Origin of the sequence: Carnobacterium funditum DSM 5970 (assembly GCF_000744185.1) — a bacterium.
Classification (GTDB): Bacteria; Bacillota; Bacilli; order Lactobacillales; family Carnobacteriaceae; genus Carnobacterium_A; species Carnobacterium_A funditum.
The window spans coordinates 159,797-176,290 of sequence record NZ_JQLL01000001.1; the positions used below are offsets into that span (position 1 = coordinate 159,797).

At 30.9% G+C, this 16,494-nt stretch carries 16 protein-coding genes; 10 read left to right on the forward strand and 6 right to left on the reverse strand.

All coding sequences use genetic code 11. The features are described 5' to 3' along the window. Positions 1-13: 13 nt before the first annotated feature. From BR44_RS00675 to BR44_RS00715, 9 genes are all read left to right on the forward strand, one after another. Positions 14-649 (forward strand): sugar transferase, encoded by a 636-nt coding sequence (locus BR44_RS00675; protein WP_034549708.1) that lies wholly within the window; start codon positions 14-16, stop codon positions 647-649. Then, entirely contained in the window at positions 649-1,518 is an 870-nt protein-coding gene (locus BR44_RS00680) for an NAD-dependent epimerase/dehydratase family protein (protein ID WP_034549710.1), read from the forward strand. The genes BR44_RS00675 and BR44_RS00680 overlap by 1 nt, the downstream gene beginning before the upstream one ends. Then, positions 1,515-2,678 carry a glycosyltransferase family 4 protein gene (locus BR44_RS00685; RefSeq protein ID WP_034549713.1) on the forward strand — a complete coding sequence of 388 codons (1,164 nt, stop codon included), beginning with the start codon at positions 1,515-1,517 and terminating at the stop codon, positions 2,676-2,678. Before BR44_RS00680 ends, BR44_RS00685 begins: the two co-directional genes overlap by 4 nt. 171 nt (positions 2,679-2,849) lie before the next feature. Beyond that, entirely contained in the window at positions 2,850-3,809 is a 960-nt protein-coding gene (locus tag BR44_RS00690) for an IS30 family transposase (RefSeq protein WP_034545409.1), read from the forward strand. 54 nt (positions 3,810-3,863) lie between these two features. Then, positions 3,864-4,970 carry a glycosyltransferase family 4 protein gene (locus BR44_RS00695; RefSeq protein WP_034549715.1) on the forward strand — a complete coding sequence of 369 codons (1,107 nt, stop codon included), beginning with the start codon at positions 3,864-3,866 and terminating at the stop codon, positions 4,968-4,970. Positions 4,971-5,704: 734 nt separating this feature from the next. Beyond that, complete coding sequence (locus BR44_RS00700) at positions 5,705-6,817, forward strand: O-antigen ligase family protein (RefSeq protein WP_169740183.1); 1,113 nt, start codon at positions 5,705-5,707, stop codon at positions 6,815-6,817. Continuing rightward, positions 6,817-7,902 (forward strand): polysaccharide pyruvyl transferase family protein, encoded by a 1,086-nt coding sequence (locus BR44_RS00705; protein WP_034549721.1) that lies wholly within the window; start codon positions 6,817-6,819, stop codon positions 7,900-7,902. The genes BR44_RS00700 and BR44_RS00705 overlap by 1 nt, the downstream gene beginning before the upstream one ends. A gap of 82 nt (positions 7,903-7,984) precedes the next feature. Then, complete coding sequence (locus tag BR44_RS00710) at positions 7,985-8,944, forward strand: IS30 family transposase (RefSeq protein ID WP_034549723.1); 960 nt, start codon at positions 7,985-7,987, stop codon at positions 8,942-8,944. A gap of 43 nt (positions 8,945-8,987) precedes the next feature. Then, positions 8,988-10,406 (forward strand): lipopolysaccharide biosynthesis protein, encoded by a 1,419-nt coding sequence (locus BR44_RS00715; RefSeq protein ID WP_034549725.1) that lies wholly within the window; start codon positions 8,988-8,990, stop codon positions 10,404-10,406. Between the two features lie 159 nt (positions 10,407-10,565). On the opposite strand, the gene istB is transcribed toward BR44_RS00715, so the two are convergent. The 6 genes from istB to BR44_RS12005 form a co-directional block, all read right to left on the reverse strand. Continuing rightward, positions 10,566-11,288 carry an IS21-like element helper ATPase IstB gene (gene istB / locus BR44_RS00720; protein ID WP_034549727.1) on the reverse strand — a complete coding sequence of 241 codons (723 nt, stop codon included), beginning with the start codon at positions 11,286-11,288 and terminating at the stop codon, positions 10,566-10,568. After that, the gene (istA, locus tag BR44_RS00725) at positions 11,281-12,795 is read right to left on the reverse strand and encodes an IS21 family transposase (protein WP_034549729.1); all 1,515 of its coding nucleotides are present in this window, start codon (positions 12,793-12,795) and stop codon (positions 11,281-11,283) included. The genes istB and istA (BR44_RS00725) overlap by 8 nt, the downstream gene beginning before the upstream one ends. 122 nt (positions 12,796-12,917) lie before the next feature. After that, positions 12,918-13,292, reverse strand: a complete 375-nt coding sequence (locus BR44_RS00730) for an ATP-binding protein (RefSeq protein WP_342668078.1) — start codon at positions 13,290-13,292, stop codon at positions 12,918-12,920. Then, the gene (istA, locus tag BR44_RS00735; protein WP_034549731.1) at positions 13,286-14,845 is read right to left on the reverse strand and encodes an IS21 family transposase; all 1,560 of its coding nucleotides are present in this window, start codon (positions 14,843-14,845) and stop codon (positions 13,286-13,288) included. Before istA (BR44_RS00735) ends, BR44_RS00730 begins: the two co-directional genes overlap by 7 nt. Positions 14,846-14,955: 110 nt before the next feature. After that, complete coding sequence (locus BR44_RS12120; RefSeq protein ID WP_084676069.1) at positions 14,956-15,396, reverse strand: IS5 family transposase; 441 nt, start codon at positions 15,394-15,396, stop codon at positions 14,956-14,958. Then, positions 15,330-15,668, reverse strand: a complete 339-nt coding sequence (locus BR44_RS12005; RefSeq protein ID WP_211249853.1) for an IS5 family transposase — start codon at positions 15,666-15,668, stop codon at positions 15,330-15,332. The genes BR44_RS12120 and BR44_RS12005 overlap by 67 nt, the downstream gene beginning before the upstream one ends. Before the next feature lie 115 nt (positions 15,669-15,783). Between BR44_RS12005 and BR44_RS11770 the strand changes: the two genes are divergently transcribed. Then, positions 15,784-16,488 carry an SEC-C metal-binding domain-containing protein gene (locus tag BR44_RS11770; RefSeq protein ID WP_245592902.1) on the forward strand — a complete coding sequence of 235 codons (705 nt, stop codon included), beginning with the start codon at positions 15,784-15,786 and terminating at the stop codon, positions 16,486-16,488. Positions 16,489-16,494: the final 6 nt, after the last annotated feature.

Genomic DNA, 16,494 nt, shown 5'->3' on the forward strand with positions numbered 1-16,494 from the left:
CGGGAGGTAACTAATGTATATTCGAGTCTTTAAACGATTGATTGACTTTGTGTTGGCTCTAATAGGATTGATTATTCTTTCACCAATATTACTAATCTTAAGTTTACTCATAAAAGTTGATTCAAAAGGTCCAGTTTTTTTTAAACAGAAAAGAGTTGGGGAAAATAAAAATCTTTTTAATATTTATAAATTCAGAACAATGAAAATAGATGCACCTGATGATGCACCAACTCATTTGTTAGATAATCCTGATTTCTTTATTACAAAGATAGGAAAATTTCTGAGGAAAACAAGCTTAGATGAGTTACCACAAATTATTAATATTCTAAAAGGTGAGATGAGTATCATCGGGCCTCGACCAGCTCTTTGGAACCAAGATGATCTAATTATAGCAAGAGATAAGTATGGTGCTAATAATATTTATCCTGGACTAACAGGTTGGGCACAAATAAATGGTAGAGATGAATTAGAGATAGAAGATAAAGCCAGATTAGATGGTGAATATGTAAAGAAAATTGGAATATCAATGGACATAAAATGTTTTTTTGGAACAATATCCAGTGTATTAAAATCTGGAGGTGTAGTTGAAGGTAGAACAACTGAATCGAATTCTGAAACTAGTAATAGGACTGAGGAGAAAATTATATAATGAAAAAGATATTGATCACTGGTAAAAACAGTTACATTGGAACTTCTTTAGATAAGTGGCTAATGAAGGACTCTGATAAGTATAAAGTTGATTCCATAAGTGTAAAAGGGGATTCATGGAAAAGTAACGATTTTAGTCAATATGATGTAGTCTTTCATGTAGCGGGGATTGCTCATGTGTCATCTGATCCTAAAATGGAAGAACTTTATTTTAAAATAAATAGAGATTTAACTATAGAAATAGCAAGAAAAGCTAAAGTAGAAGGTGTAAATCAATTTATATTTATGAGTAGTATCATTGTCTATGGTGATGGTAGTAGTAGCAAAAGAATTATTGGTAAAGATACAAATCCAATGCCTAGTAATTTTTATGGTAATAGTAAACTACAAGCAGAAGAAGGTATAAAAATTTTAGAATCAGATGATTTTAAAATTGTTGTACTTAGACCACCGATGATTTATGGTAAAGGTTCTAAGGGAAATTATCCAAAACTAGCTAAATTAGCAAAGTTAACACCAATATTCCCTGACTTTTATAATGAACGTAGTATGATTCATATAGATAATTTGTGTGAATTCTTAAAAGTAATGATTGATAAAGAAGAATCGGGTCTTTTTTTTCCACAAAATAAAGAATATGTACAAACAAGTGAATTGGTTAAAAAAATTTCAGAAGTTCATGACAAGAAACTAAAATTAACAAGATGTTTTAATCCTTTAATCAGATTAATATTTCATTTTAAAATTATTAATAAAATTTTAGGTAATTTAGTATATGAGCATTCTATTAGTAATTATGAAAAATCAAATTATCAAATTAGAGACTTTAACGACTCGATTGAACTAACTGAATTGGAGAATTTAGAATGAGTGGAAAAAAATTAGATATATTACTTATGGGTGACAATAATCTCGATACTGTTGGGGGAGAGCAAGAATCAACAAAAATTATTATTAATGGAATAAAGGATAAATATTCTTTAGGTGTTATTCAACCCGGAAGAATTAACAAGCCTAAATCTGATGTTATCTATTTTGATTTAACTAAGCAAACAAGGATAAAACATTTAGTTAAGACTCCATTGGCTTTTATTAGATATATATTGGATGTAAAAAATATTATTAATACTCATAAACCAACAATTATCCATACTCAAGCACAAGTAAGCTTTTTTATAGTTGCATTACTCAAAAAATTTAGATTGATATCTAAGAATATTTATTTAATTCATACTGAGCGTGGGTTTTTTACAAAGTATAGTCGTGTCTTTAAGTATATTTTTTATTATTTTATGAAAGATCTAAATATGCTTGTAACAACAACAAAACTCAATATGAAACATTGGAGAGAATCTTTAGAGGAAAAAGGGTTACATTTAAATTATACAATTATTGAAAATACTGCTGGAGAAATATTTGAAAAATTTGATCAGACACTAGAGAACAAAGACGAAGAAAGAATTGTTATTGGCTTTGCAGGTAGATATACCGAATGGAAGAATTGGCCATTAGCAGTGGAAATATCAGAGAATCTTAATAATGTTATTGGTAATAAGTTATGGGTGAAAATGACAGTTGGTTGCTTAGATGAAAAGTCATTAGAATCAACAAAACAGATGTTTGAAAAATTATATGAAATATTTGGAGATAGATTCATTGGGAAAATTAATGTTGATATCGAAGAGATGGATAAATTTTATTATGATGTAGATGTGTTTATTTTAACTTCGAATAAAAATACTGAATCCTTTGGTAGAACCCTTGTTGAGGCTATGAGTAGAAAAACGATAGTATTGACAACAGATGCGGGTGGATCAGTTGAAGTTGTAGATAATAAAGAAAATGTGTGTAGTTCTTCTGATGAATTCGTAAGCAGAATTCTAGAGTTCTATAATAATCCGCAAAAAATGTATAATGAGAAAAAACAAAATTTAATTCGAACAAAGCAAAAATATTCATTAGAAAATAATATAAAAAAACATCTAACTTTATACAAAAAAATAAAAAAAGATTCATTAGAAGTAGAATAAAATATCTCTCATGTTATCAAGAAACTAAATTTTTTTATTATAGATATTTTTATGAAAATAGTTTGTATTAATGATAACGTCGATTGTAAGATTAAGCTATACAAATAAAAAAGCCATTCGTGATACACTCTAATTGTATTTCCAACCACAGAAAACAAGGAGTGATCACGAATGACCTATACCCATATTACCATGGATGAACTAGTGATGATAGAAGCTTATTACCACCAAGGTGTTCCAGTTGCTAAAATAGCTACTTACTTGAATCGTACTCGTACACCGATTAATAATGTTATCAGGTTCTTCAAAGCAGGACACACAGCTTTCGACCATTACCTACGGTATAAAAAAAACAAGAAACAGTGTGGACGCAAAAAAATTGATTTACCAAAAGAACAACAGCTTTATATCAAGGGAAAAGTAGCTGAGGGCTGGACGCCGGATGTCATTATTGGCCGTAAAGAAATGACAATAGACTGTTCCGTACGAACACTTTATAGGCAGTTTAAAGAAAGAATATTCGATGAAGTTACACTCCCGATGAAAGGGAAAAGAAAACCTAACGGACATCAAGAACGTAGAGGTAGACAAGCTTATAAACGAAATATCTCTGAAAGAATAATAGACTATCCCACATTTAAAGAAGAGTTTGGTCATATCGAAGGAGATACCATTGTAGGTGTTCACCACAAAAGTGCGGTTATTACTCTAGTAGAGATTTTATCAAAAGCTATCATTACCTTAAAGCCCAAAGGGCGTAAAGCCTGCGACATTGAGAATGCCATGAATCAATGGTTCCAAGCCATACCAAAAAATTTATTCAAATCCATTACGTTTGATTGCGGAAAGGAGTTTTCCAACTGGAAATCTTTGTGCAACCAACATGATGTCGCTATTTACTTCGCTGATCCTGGAACGCCTTCACAACGAGCTTTAAATGAGAATTCTAATGGACTTCTTCGAAAAGATGGATTGCCAAAAAAAATGGATTTCAACGAAGTTGACCAGACTTTCGTATCATCTGTTGCACACAAACGAAATAACATTCCAAGGAAGTCACTAAATTACCAAACACCGTTGGAAGTTTTTATGAGTTATATGGATGAAGATAGTTTGTATAGCTTAATTTGACAAATCAGATAATAAGATTAGTAAAAATAATTTTATAAACGAAGGGACTAAGTAATGAACATTTTACATTTAAATTCAAATTTTGAAAACTCGACAATACATTATAATATAGTCAATGAATTAAATAATTATCCTGGTGTGAGTGGAAGTTTATTTTATCCAGATAAATTAAACAGTACATATAGAGGAAATGAAATTAATTTTCTTGTACATAAAAAATGTTTAATAAAATTTGAAAACTTTTTCTTTTCGATCAGAAATGAACATTTACTAAACGTTATTAAAAAAAATTTAGTACTTGAATCCTTTTCAACTACACTAGCACACTCACTCTTTTCTAACGGATATTTAGCATATACACTTATGAAAAAAAAAGGAATACCCTATTCAGTAATTGTAACTAATACTGATATGAATATATATTTCAAAAAAATGAAACACTTAAGAAGTAAAGGAATTAAAATTCTATTAAATTCAAAAAAAATAATTTTCTCTTCAGTTACATATAGAGATGAGTTAATAAATAAATATATTGATGATAACTTAAAAGCTGAAATCCTAAAAAAAAGTATAGTAATACCATTTGGGATAGACAATTTCTGGATTGAAAATAAGGTTAAAACACCAAAAAAAATATCCTCAGAATCATTAAAGCTTCTTTATGTTGGCAAAATTAATAAGAATAAAAATATAGAATTGACTATAGAGGCATGCAAAATATTAATCTCAAAGGGTACTAGAATTGAATTAACTATCGTAGGAGATATAGTTAAACAAAAGGATGAGAAGTTAAAACAAAATATCTTGAATAACGATTTTGTTAATTATGTATCTCACACTAAATTTGAAAACTTAATAGAAATCTATAGATTAAATGATATATTTATAATGCCTTCAAAAGTAGAATCCTTTGGATTAGTATATGCTGAAGCAATGAGTCAAGGTTTGCCTGTTATATATACAAGAAATCAAGGTTTCGATAAACAATTTGAAGAAAAAGAGATTGGTGTCTCTGTTGACTCAAATTCAGTTCGAGATGTAGTAAAGGGTATAGAATACATCAAGGACAATTATCAGAAGTTATCAGAATCAACCTATAAAAAAGTTGATAAATTTTCTTGGAGAAAAGTTGTAGAAATGTTTGTTAAAGAAATTAGTTAAATTTATAAAAACTTTACATTAAAATCTATTATAAAGCTAAATTAGATAAATAAAATTTTATCCATAATATACTTGAATTTTTCCAACTACGTCAAGCAAAATATAAGCTTTTAAAAACTTATCTTGTGGTAATAATATCATGGACGGACTAAACTACGTTGAACAGTATAATTGAGTTCTTATAGAAGTCATTGAATAAAAAAATCTACTATAATTACAAGAGTATTATGTTGTTTTTATACAAAAAAGATAAAAACTAATTTTGAAGTTAAATGAAAGTAGAGAGTCAAGAAATGTATTTATTCAGTAATATAACTTATCATCTTTTTCCTTCAATGAATAAATTAAAAAATTTAACCCTTGTTCATTAGTGAAAAGGATAACCGACTCTAGAAAAGTATTGATTCAGTTGTGTAAAAAAACTAGCGTCTTCTAATGGAAAACTTACCGATGTTCATACTTTTTATTTGAATTAAATAATTTTATTTATTAGATCATTAAATTTCAAATATATGGAGAGTATGGGAACAAAAGTTTATTATACTTTATAATACAAATCTTTACATTTTATACAATCTAATTCAGATAATTTAATTTTGATTTTATAAATAATCATTAGGTGGTGAATTCTGATATTTAATATATTTTTTATTTTAATTGTTTTTTTTCTATTTTTTTCTTATGCTTTATCATCACTACAAATTTTATTTATAAGTTTTATAATTATTATATTATTGGGTTATACTATTAAAAATTATAGAGAGAAGATTACCATAAATAAAGTGGATTCTATATTTCTTTGTGCTTCAGTATATAGTTTAATTGGGGTTATTAAAACAAAAGAACTAACAGAGTCAATAACGTTTGTGAGCATTTTTTTTATATTTACCCTTTTGAAGATAGTTTTTTCAAATATTATAAATTGGAAAAAACTATTTTTAATTACAGCTTTAATATTTTCGGGTGTTCATGTATTTGCAACATGGATCCAGTTTCTTTATCCAGCTATAACTACTATAATAAGTAAAAAAATATTGGATAGTAGTTCATTGAGAATAAGCCAGTCATTATTAGCACGAGGAAAATTTCCGGGTATAACTAGTCAAACAGGGACCAATGCTTTTTATATTACTATATTTATAGCTATAATAATTTCATTGATACTAATAGAAAAAACATTTAGAAAAAAGATATATCTTTTTATACTACTTATCTTAGCTTATTTTCCATTATTACTAACTCAAAAAGAAGGATTTCTCATTATTAATTCATTAATAATATTTGTTTTATTTTTAGGATTTATAATATTAAAAAATAATAACAAAATTATTTTTGCAGTAATGATTATTTTAGCTTTCTTATTCACATTTATTATATCTCTTCTTCTTTTTAATTTAGGTTTTTTGCATGGAATATCGAATATAGATATAGACGAAATTAGTTCAGGAAGACCTAAAATTTATTCAGATGTTTGGAATATGATAATTGATAATCCATTTTTTGGGAAAGGTTTATTCTATGTTAAGCAAATTATAGGAATAAATGCTCATAATATATACTTACAACTATGGGCAGAAATCGGGTTGATTGGCCTAGTACTTTTTGCAATAGGATTTATTTTAAATTTATATATTTCTTTTAAAATATATTTAAAGATAAGTAGTATGAATGGAATAAATACTGAATATTTATTATTTTCTATATATATTCAAATATTCTTCATATTTTATGGTATCGTGGGCAATCCTTTATACGATTATTTTATGTTAGGTATGTATATGATAGTATCCAGTATACCAATGACAATGTTGAATGAACATAATTTTAAAACAAAGGAGAAAGTTTAATGAAAAAAATAATTGGAGTTGTAACATTTCACAGATCATTAAATTATGGAGCTGTGTTACAGACATATGGATTAGTTAAAGCAATAGAAAGTGAGGGTTATGAGGTAAATGTAGTTGATTACAGAAATGACCAACTTGAAAATAGAGATTCTTATAAAAGATTCTTTAAAACAAAAGGTTTGTTTAGAATAATATATCAGTATTTAGATTTGCCTTTTTGGATTATTAGAAGGAATAAATTTGATGCTTTCTTATCAAACATAGTATCAGGTAAAAGATATACAGAAATAGGATCTGAAGCAGATAGGGATTATGATTCTTTTATGGTTGGAAGCGATCAGGTATGGAACTATAAAATCACAAATTCTGATGAAAACTTTTTTTTAAATAAAATAACTAATAATATTAAAAAAAATAGTTATGCTGCTAGTTTTGGTATAAGTAAAATTCCAAAAGATAAAAATGAATATTATCAGAAAGGCTTAAATAATTTTAATTGTATATCTGTTCGTGAAGATACAGGGGCAATAATTGTAGAAAAATATAAGCAATACAAACCAGAGGTAGTTTTAGATCCTAGCTTGTTATTAAATAAGGAGGAATGGATTTCAGTATCTGATAAGAGTAAATTGAAATACGATTATATATTAATTTATCAACGTGCTTATTCAAAAACTTTAATTGATTTTGCAAAAAGAATCTCTGAAGAAAATGAATGTAAAATAATTACAATTAATGGGAATCCTAGACAAAAAGTAAATGGTAAAAATATAATTGATGCTGGCCCAGAGGAATGGTTGAGTCTAATGAATAATGCAAAATATATAGTTACTAACTCTTTTCATGGAGTAGCTTTTTCTATAAATTTAAATAAAGAATTTTTTGTGGAATTGTTAGATGAAAAATTTGGAGTCAATTCACGATTAGATAACATAATAAAATTGTTTAATTTAGAAGATAGATTGATAAAAAATAATTTAAAAAAAAATCTGGATAAAATTGATTATTTAAAAGTGAACGAAATACTGGAGAAAAATCGAATTCAGTCAAAAAAATATATTCGAAATACATTACGTGGATTGTAAGATTAAGCTATACAAATAAAAAAGCCATTCGTGATACACTCTAATTGTATTTCCAACCATAGAAAACAAGGAGTGATCACAAATGACCTATACCCATATTACCATGGATGAACTAGTGATGATAGAAGCTTATTACCATCAAGGTATTCCAGTTGCTAAAATAGCTGCTTACTTGAATCGTACTCGAACACCGATTAATAATGTTATCAGGTTCTTCAGAGCAGGACATACAGCTTTCGAGTATTACCTACGGTATAAGAAAAACAAGAAGCAGTGTGGACGCGAAAAAGTTGTTTTACCAGAAGAACAACATCTTTATATCAAGGGAAAAGTAGCTGAAGGCTGGACGCCTGATGTCATTATTGGCCGTAAAGAAATGACAATAGACTGTTCCGTACGAACACTTTATAGACAATTTAAAGAAAAAACATTCGATGAAGCTACCCTTCCAATGAAAGGGAAAAGAAAGCCTAACGGACATCAAGAACGTAGAGGTAGACAAGCTTATAAACGAAATATCTCTGAAAGAATAATAGATTATCCAACATTTAAAGAAGAATTTGGTCATATCGAAGGAGATACCATTGTAGGTGTCCGCCACAAAAGTGCGGTCATTACTCTAGTAGAGATTTTATCGAAAGCTATCATTACCTTAAAGCCCAAAGGGCGTAAAGCCTGCGACATTGAGAGTGCTATGAATCAATGGTTCCAATCCATACCAAAAAAATTATTCAAATCAATTACTTTTGATTGCGGTAAGGAGTTCTCCAACTGGAAATCTTTGTGCAACCAGCATGATGTCGCTATCTACTTCGCTGACCCTGGAACGCCTTCACAACGAGCTTTAAACGAGAATTCTAATGGGCTTCTTCGAAAAGATGGATTGCCAAAAGAAATGGATTTCAACGAAGTTGATCAGGCTTTCGTATCGTCTGTTGCACACAAACGGAATATAATTCCAAGAAAGTCATTAAATTACCAAACACCGCTGGAAGTTTTTATGAGTTACATGGATGAAGATATTTTGTATAGCTTAATTTGACAAATCAGATTATCTAAATAGTGATTTTAGTGAGGGCTTAATAATGAGTAAAAAAAAAAGTTTGAATAAATTAGTTTCTAATACATTGATTTTTGCAATAGGATCATTTTCATCAAGAATATTAGTATTTTTTTTGGTACCTTTGTATAGTAGAACGTTATCAACTTCTGAGTATGGAAAGATAGATTTAATAACAACTTTAATTAGTTTAATCTTACCAGTATTTACGCTGACAATTCATGAAGCTATAATAAGATTTTGTTTAGAAAAAAATACTGATAAAAGCCAAATTTTATCGATAGGCTTACAAACAATATTTATAGGTATGATACCATTATTAATTATTATGCCACCCTTATTAAAATTTTTGAATTTAGAAAATCTGATTTGGTACTTTCTTGCAGCGTATATTTTTACTGCTTTAAAGCAGGTATTTTCATTTTTCGCTAGAGGGACAGAAAAAATTAGGTTAGTTGTTATTATGGGTATTATTGATACAGTATTAACAATAGTACTAAACCTCATATTCTTATTATATTTAGATAAGGGTATAAATGGATATTATTATAGTTTAATTATCACTGGATTACTTATATCAGTTATTTATTATATTGTTTTAGATATAAAACCTAATACACTATTTAAAAGAAGTAATATTATTTTAAAAAAAGAGATGTTGCTTTATTCTCTTCCTATGATTCCTAATTCTTTAAGTTGGTGGATAAGCAACAGTTCAGATAAAATTTTAATCAATTATTTTTATGGTGCTAGTTTGACTGGATTATATGCTATTGCTTATAAGATACCCTCGTTGTTAAATACAATTACAAGTATTTTTATGCAGGCTTGGCAAATTTCTGCTGTTGAAGAGTTTGAATCTCAGGAAAATGATAATTTTTCAAATGCTTATACATTTTTATTTGGAATTAATATTTTAGTATGTGTCCTACTGATTATTTTTTCAAAAACTATTGCTCGAATTATGTTTTCCAGTGAATTTTATTTAGCTGTTAATTTTGTACCAATATTATTGGTAGCATATTTTTTTAATGGAATGTCTGCTTATTTAGGATCGATTTATACTTCTTCTAAAAAAACTAATATGCTATTTATCTCTACTATGTTTGGTGCGGTAATTAATATAATATTAAATTTAATATTGATTCCAAATTATGGTGGTTATGGAGCAGCTATTGCTACATCAGTAAGTTATATGGTTATCTGGATTGTTCGCTTGATTAATACCAGAAAAATATTAAAGCTTAATTTTAATATTTTGAATCATATTTTTGATATTATATCTTTACTAGGAATTGCGTTTGTTTTCTATTTTGATAATAATATAACTTCATTATTCTTTAAGATAGTATTTATTATGTTAGTTATTAATAATAACAAATTTATATTTAAAAATTTATATGAATTTCTATTTTCTGCATTTCAAAAAAGATATATTAAATAAATTATTTTATCTAATATAGCAAAAATGTTATGCGATGTGTTTCTAAATTATAGATACTAAGATTAACATCTATGGATAGGCTACACTTAATTGGTGTTTTTGGCAAGTAGGAAATGTAAGAAACGGCAGTTAAAAATGTATGCCGACATTCTTTCTTTTTTACTTGCTATTTAATATAGATTGCTTGTATCTGTGGCTTTCACCATTAAAAATGAGTAAATGAGAATGATGAATTAACCGATCGACAACTGCTTCAGTTAGAATCTGATCGCCAAAAACGTGATTCCATTGTCCAAACTGAAGATTCGTGGTGATAATAATGCTTCTTGTTTCATAACACATTGAAATAACTTGAAAAAGTAATTCTCCACCTTGTTTATGCAAAGGGATATATCCCAATTCATCCAAAATGAGTAAATCTAGTTTACTGAGATGTTTCATTAATTTTCCTAAATTGCCATTATTATTTGCTTCTAAAAGTGCATTGACTAAAGAAGCTACCGTATAAAATTTCACCTTCTTTGCTTGTGTTCGGATAATTGTTAGCCCAATCAAAGTAGATAAGAAGGTTTTTCCTGTTCCAACACCTCCATAAAAGATTAAGTTCGTTTTATGTTCTAAGAAGTCTCCTTGAAGAAGAAAATCCTTCGTCATTCCAGATGGAAGCTGGATATCATTCCATATAAACGATTCTCCGTTCACCGTAGGTAAGGTAGATTGTTTTAATAATTGATTCAGTTTCTTTTCTTCCCGTTGAGTGACTTCTGCTTCAACTAACTTTAGGAGAAACTCTTGTTGTGACTGTGCCTCTACCTCCTGATAGTGCTGCGGAATCCAACTCAACTTCAATCGCTTCGCATAGTTTAAAATGTCATCATGCATGGTTCTCATCCTCCATTGGTTTAAAGAGTTTATCGTATTGACCAAGTCCTCTAGTTATAGTAGGCATGGACGGTGTGTGTTGAGGTAATTGGGCAATCACTCGAACGCCGCGCCCATTTACCAATTGATAAAAAACTTGTTTAATGGATTCTGCACTTGGATGACCATTTTCAGAAGCTTGCAGAAGAGCTTGAATGGCAATTTCCATATGATTATCCTTTAGAATAGTCGAAAGCAGTTGTAAGCTTTCTTTCTTTTCTTCCACCGTACATTGAGAAAAATAAGACTGCCACGCATCTGGGAGTTGATCATAAAAGCTTGTGTATTTAAGAGCCGTAGGCCGTTTTGAGACAAGTGAAAGATACGGTTGCCAATCCATCGATTTCTCTTTGTAACCATATAGCCGATTATGTTGAACAATTTCTTTATAGTCCAAGCTAAAAACAGTCATGTGTTCGTAAGAAATTTTTAATAGAACTTTTTCAAGAGCGAATCGTGGTGAACTAGAGTACAGATTTGTATCAAAATGAACATAACCATATTTATCTGCTTTTACTTCTTCGTAACGAACGCAGTCAAACTCTTTTTCTGGTAATAAGAGAAAGGCTTCTTTATCTGCCGAATACAATTCGGAAATGGGCAGTTGTTTCTGATAATGGATCCGTTTCCGGTCATTTTCAGCTAATACCCAACAGTCTTGGTTCAAACTTCTTAAATCATGAGTATGCACTTCTGGAAGAAGAAAATTATTCCGTACATACTTTACCATAGCTTCGACGTGTCCTTTTTCGTTCCCTCTTGCAGGATTACAGAACTCTAGCTGAAATCCATAGTGCGCAGTGAAACGTTCGAATTCCTCCGTTAAATCTCGTTTACCATGAGGTCTAATTTTCTTTACAGCTGGCGAAAGGTTATCAAAGCGAATGGCTTTTGGTACACCACCCATATGGTGGAAAATACGCTTCATTCCTTCTAAAAAAGCTTCTTTGTTCTGAGCTTCCAAAACCTGAAACCAAAAGGTGTTACTATAAGGAAAAGAAAGAACTAAATAGGAAAGAGTTGTATAGGTATTTTTATAATAAAAAGGAGCTTCTCCAAAATCGATTTGTGCCATACCAGGTTTGGCAGTTAAAGGAATGGCAGAAGATTGTCCTATATTCAGTAATTCTTTTTTCCTTTTAGATACATAATCACGAATGCTTCGATCTGATCCTGTAAACTCATATTGCTCCAGGAGGAGCTGGTGGATTCGTTTAGCTGTTCTGCGGTACTTTTTCTTCTTTTTGAAGTCTTCTATTAGCCATTTATCAATCACTGGCTTCACTGAATCCATTACTCGAGCTGTGCGGGTTTGTTTATGTGGTTTAGGTAGATTGAAGTCTTCCATATCTGCATATTTTTTGATTGTCCTAGCGTCAATACCCATCTTTCGTCCTATAGTTGCGTAAGTTTCATCTTTTAGGTTTACTTGTTCTCTGATATAATTAATTTCGGTCACTGTTAACATCTCCTATAAGTACCTCCCGTTGATTAGTCTATCCAACTAAGATGGTACGGTATTTATGAGAATGTTGGCAAGTGGCCTCTTTTTTTTATCTCAAGAGACCTACATAAATTAACTGCCGAAACTTACAATACTATAATGCCATAAACAATATGGGTTTTACCTACACCTGGTGGTCCTAAAAAAATAAGATTAAAGGCTTGTTTCAACCAATCAAATTCTTTCAGTTGATTAATTTGACGATTGCTCAGTGCAGTATCGCCAAGTGTATTAAAGTCCTCTAGGGACTTCTCAAAAGGGAATTGTGCCCAATTGAGATGTTTCCGAGTGATTTTTTCGTCTCTACGATTTTCTTCATGACTACATAATGCCACAAGTAATTCCTGGTACGTCCAGGAATGTTGCTCAGCTTCTCTTAATAAATGAGGAAGAATATTCGCAGTTTCCGTCATACGGAATTGCTTAAACTGACGTTGAAGAACTTCTGTCGTTCCTATAATTTTTCTCCTCCTAGTACTTGTAGATACGAATCAAATGGTCGTTCTACAGCGGTTATTTTTTTGTACTTATCTGGTAAGGAAGACCGCTCTGAAGAAGTCATTTCTGTCTCTGAATGACGTCGCTTAATTTCATTTGTCACGTCCCGAAACTCAACAGCACTAACCAATTTCAGTAGGAGACACTCATTTAAAGCTTCTTCGGCAAACTCACCATGTAATGTGGTAACTTCTTCTATAACACGCAATTGGTCACGAATGTGCCGCGGATAACGTTCTTTTAATTGGTTAATGAAGTGAGCTGTCTTTTCTTTATCTTCAAACAATTGAAGAACTTCATGAATATGCTGCTCTATTTTTCGGATTTTCTCTTGCGCACGACCATGAAGGGGATCTTTTACCAGGTTACCTTTTCCTTTGATAAGCGAATGAGAACCCAATTTTTTATCTTTTTTCATTTCATAGATTACCAGCTGACTGTCTTGTATAATCAATCGGGCTTTAATAGCTTTTCCTGATTGATACGTTCCTAATGGAACGGAATAGTAATTAGACTTGTATTGAATCGTGTTGTCTTTCAAAACTGTCTTTGTTATACTTTCATTATTCGAAGGAATTTTATAATTTGAGATCGAGATGAGGTGTGACTTTTCCAGGGTAAACACGTCTTTCGGTCTCTTTTTTGTTTTTTCATGAATCTTATGATTTCCGGTTCTGTTCAACCAGGATTCACATTGCTCTTGCCAAGTGTCTATCGAATGGAATCGTCTTCCACGAGCAAAGTTGTATTTAACAAATTTGATAACTGCTTCAATTTTTCCTTTAGATTCCGGATCAGCTGCTCGACAGACATAAGCAATGAATTTTCTTTCTTGTCTGTATGCTTGGAATTTCTTGGTGAAAAGGATATCTCCATGATTTTCACTTACAATCATCAACTTATCCTGATCATAGACTATTTCTTCTGTTCGCCCACCAAAATAGTCAAATGCATTCTCATGTGTTCGAATCACATCATGGGTTGTGAACGGTCTATCCTGCCATTCAATATATTTATATCGAGAATGCGATAACACAAAACCAACGCAATAAAGTTTAATAGGTTTTTCCGATAACGCACGCTTTACTATTATTTCTCCAAAGTCGACCTGCATTTGTTTTCCCTTAGGTAATTCAGGCACAGCTTCGTAATTCCGGTAAATAAGCACCTTGGGGATACCGTAGGTTTCGCGTACTTCTTTAACATATGATCGAATCGTACTCGATGCGGCCTCATGAAAATTAAACTGTTCTTTTAACCAATCCTCTACTTGTGCAGCGGATAAGTCAGGTTCATCACTCAGCCAGCCTACAATCGTTTCTTTATAGGGATCAAGCTTTTTAGAACGAGTTTCTTGAGCTTCAAGCCAAGAGATGCTGTCTTCTGGTTCTTTCTTTAAATATGCCGATACTGTGTTTCTATGAAGACCCAACAACCGACTAATTTTTGTGTTTGGATAGCCTTTCTTTTTGTAATGATGTACTTTCGCTATAGTATTCAATTTTTCAAAATTCACCTTTTCCTGCTCCTTCAATTCAATAGATTAACTTTTCTAGTTTATCAAATCGAAGGAAGTAATTGGGGAAAAGTGCACATTCTTATTTAGCAATATCTGCACTATTTAGTTTAGCAGTCACAAATCGCGATATGACGGAAATGCTTTAACTTATTAAAGAAACACTCCACCAAATGACGTTCTTTATATAGCCACCAATCAACAGTCCAAGGTTCTTTTGTATTTTTCTTTGGTGGAATGGTATAAGTCGCATCGTGATTCGTCACATAAGTCCGAATGTCTAAAGAACCGTATGCACGATCGCCAATAACATTACTGCCTTGTATTTCAACGTGTTGAAGAACTTCAATAGCGAGAACACTATCATGGAGATTTCCACCTGATAGCTGAAAATATAATGGATTTCCTAATCCGTCTACGATGACATGTATTTTTGTTGTGTGCCCACCACTGCTTTTACCGATATGTTGCGAGATGACAGAATTTAGCCCCCTTTTTTTGCACCGGCACTCTGCTGATGCGCCGTTACAACGGTTGAATCGATACTCAATTTTTCGTAATCTGCTTCATAATTCAACGTAATAAAAAGGGATTCAAGTAAACCAGTATCACGCCATAAACAAAAGCGGCTATAGACCGTTTTCCATGATCCGTAACGTTCTTTTGGCAGATCTCGCCAAGCAGCACCGCTTCTAGCAATCCATAAAACAGCATTGAACATTATACGATTGCTTTTAGGTGGTCTACCTGTGTGATATTTGGGAAACAGATTTTTGATTTGATTCCACTGCACATCAGTCAGCTCATAACGTTCAATACTCATCATGATCACTCCTGTTTTCTTTTATTATACCGAAAATCAGGATGGCAGTCAGTTTTCAGACACGCCCTAATAAAATAAGTCAAAAAATAGAGTACAATAAAAAGGAGTGAAACGAATGAAAAGAATCGTAAAATACGCCAATGCTCTGACTCACTTATACGGTATCGTGCAGTTGGAAAAAATTGTTGAAATCTATAATAGTCAAAATAAAACACAGTGGAGTCTTCAAAAGGCAGTAACGACTATCCATGAAAATGAAGACTTATTGGAAACTAACTTTGTTTATCTGCATAAAGGATATGTTATTCATGATGTGGTTGTTGAAGAAGGTAATTTCGAAGAATTAGTCTTAAATCAACAGTCGAAGCCATTTTATATTCCTGAACAAGAAGAATTGATGAACTATACTGATGAGTACTATGTAGAAGAAACGAAAGAATACGATGAATTAAAGCAATACTTGTTGACTGCTATTTTTAAGGGAGACGTTTATAAAGCTGAGATGTTCAGTGAAGATATTCAAGGGTATTGCCAGTTCGATTATTCTTTAAAAAATGCTTTAAGATTATTTGAAATGAGAGAAGTAATATTTAAAAATCAGAAACAAGAAGACAACATAATGCAATTGATAGTAGACTTAGCTAACAATACGAGATTGCGAGAAAACAATGGGTTTACTCCAACTGAATTATACGAACATTTTTCAAAGACAAAATTTCCAACAATTGGACAACCCAAAATCAAAAAAGTAGGGCGCAATGATCCTTGTCCATGTGGCAGTGGGAAAAAGTATAAGAAATGCTGTCTTAACAAAGGATAAAATAAC

Coding starts and splice junctions, on each gene's coding strand:
- istA (WP_034549729.1), bottom strand. CDS start 12,795: ATGTTAACAGTGACCGAAATTAATTATATCAGAGAACAAGTAAACCTA.
- BR44_RS00690 (WP_034545409.1), top strand. CDS start 2,850: ATGACCTATACCCATATTACCATGGATGAACTAGTGATGATAGAAGCT.
- BR44_RS00710 (WP_034549723.1), top strand. CDS start 7,985: ATGACCTATACCCATATTACCATGGATGAACTAGTGATGATAGAAGCT.
- BR44_RS11770 (WP_245592902.1), top strand. CDS start 15,784: ATGAAAAGAATCGTAAAATACGCCAATGCTCTGACTCACTTATACGGT.
- BR44_RS00695 (WP_034549715.1), top strand. CDS start 3,864: ATGAACATTTTACATTTAAATTCAAATTTTGAAAACTCGACAATACAT.
- BR44_RS12005 (WP_211249853.1), bottom strand. CDS start 15,668: ATGAGTATTGAACGTTATGAGCTGACTGATGTGCAGTGGAATCAAATC.
- BR44_RS00705 (WP_034549721.1), top strand. CDS start 6,817: ATGAAAAAAATAATTGGAGTTGTAACATTTCACAGATCATTAAATTAT.
- BR44_RS00680 (WP_034549710.1), top strand. CDS start 649: ATGAAAAAGATATTGATCACTGGTAAAAACAGTTACATTGGAACTTCT.
- istB (WP_034549727.1), bottom strand. CDS start 11,288: ATGCATGATGACATTTTAAACTATGCGAAGCGATTGAAGTTGAGTTGG.
- BR44_RS00715 (WP_034549725.1), top strand. CDS start 8,988: ATGAGTAAAAAAAAAAGTTTGAATAAATTAGTTTCTAATACATTGATT.
- BR44_RS00685 (WP_034549713.1), top strand. CDS start 1,515: ATGAGTGGAAAAAAATTAGATATATTACTTATGGGTGACAATAATCTC.
- BR44_RS00675 (WP_034549708.1), top strand. CDS start 14: ATGTATATTCGAGTCTTTAAACGATTGATTGACTTTGTGTTGGCTCTA.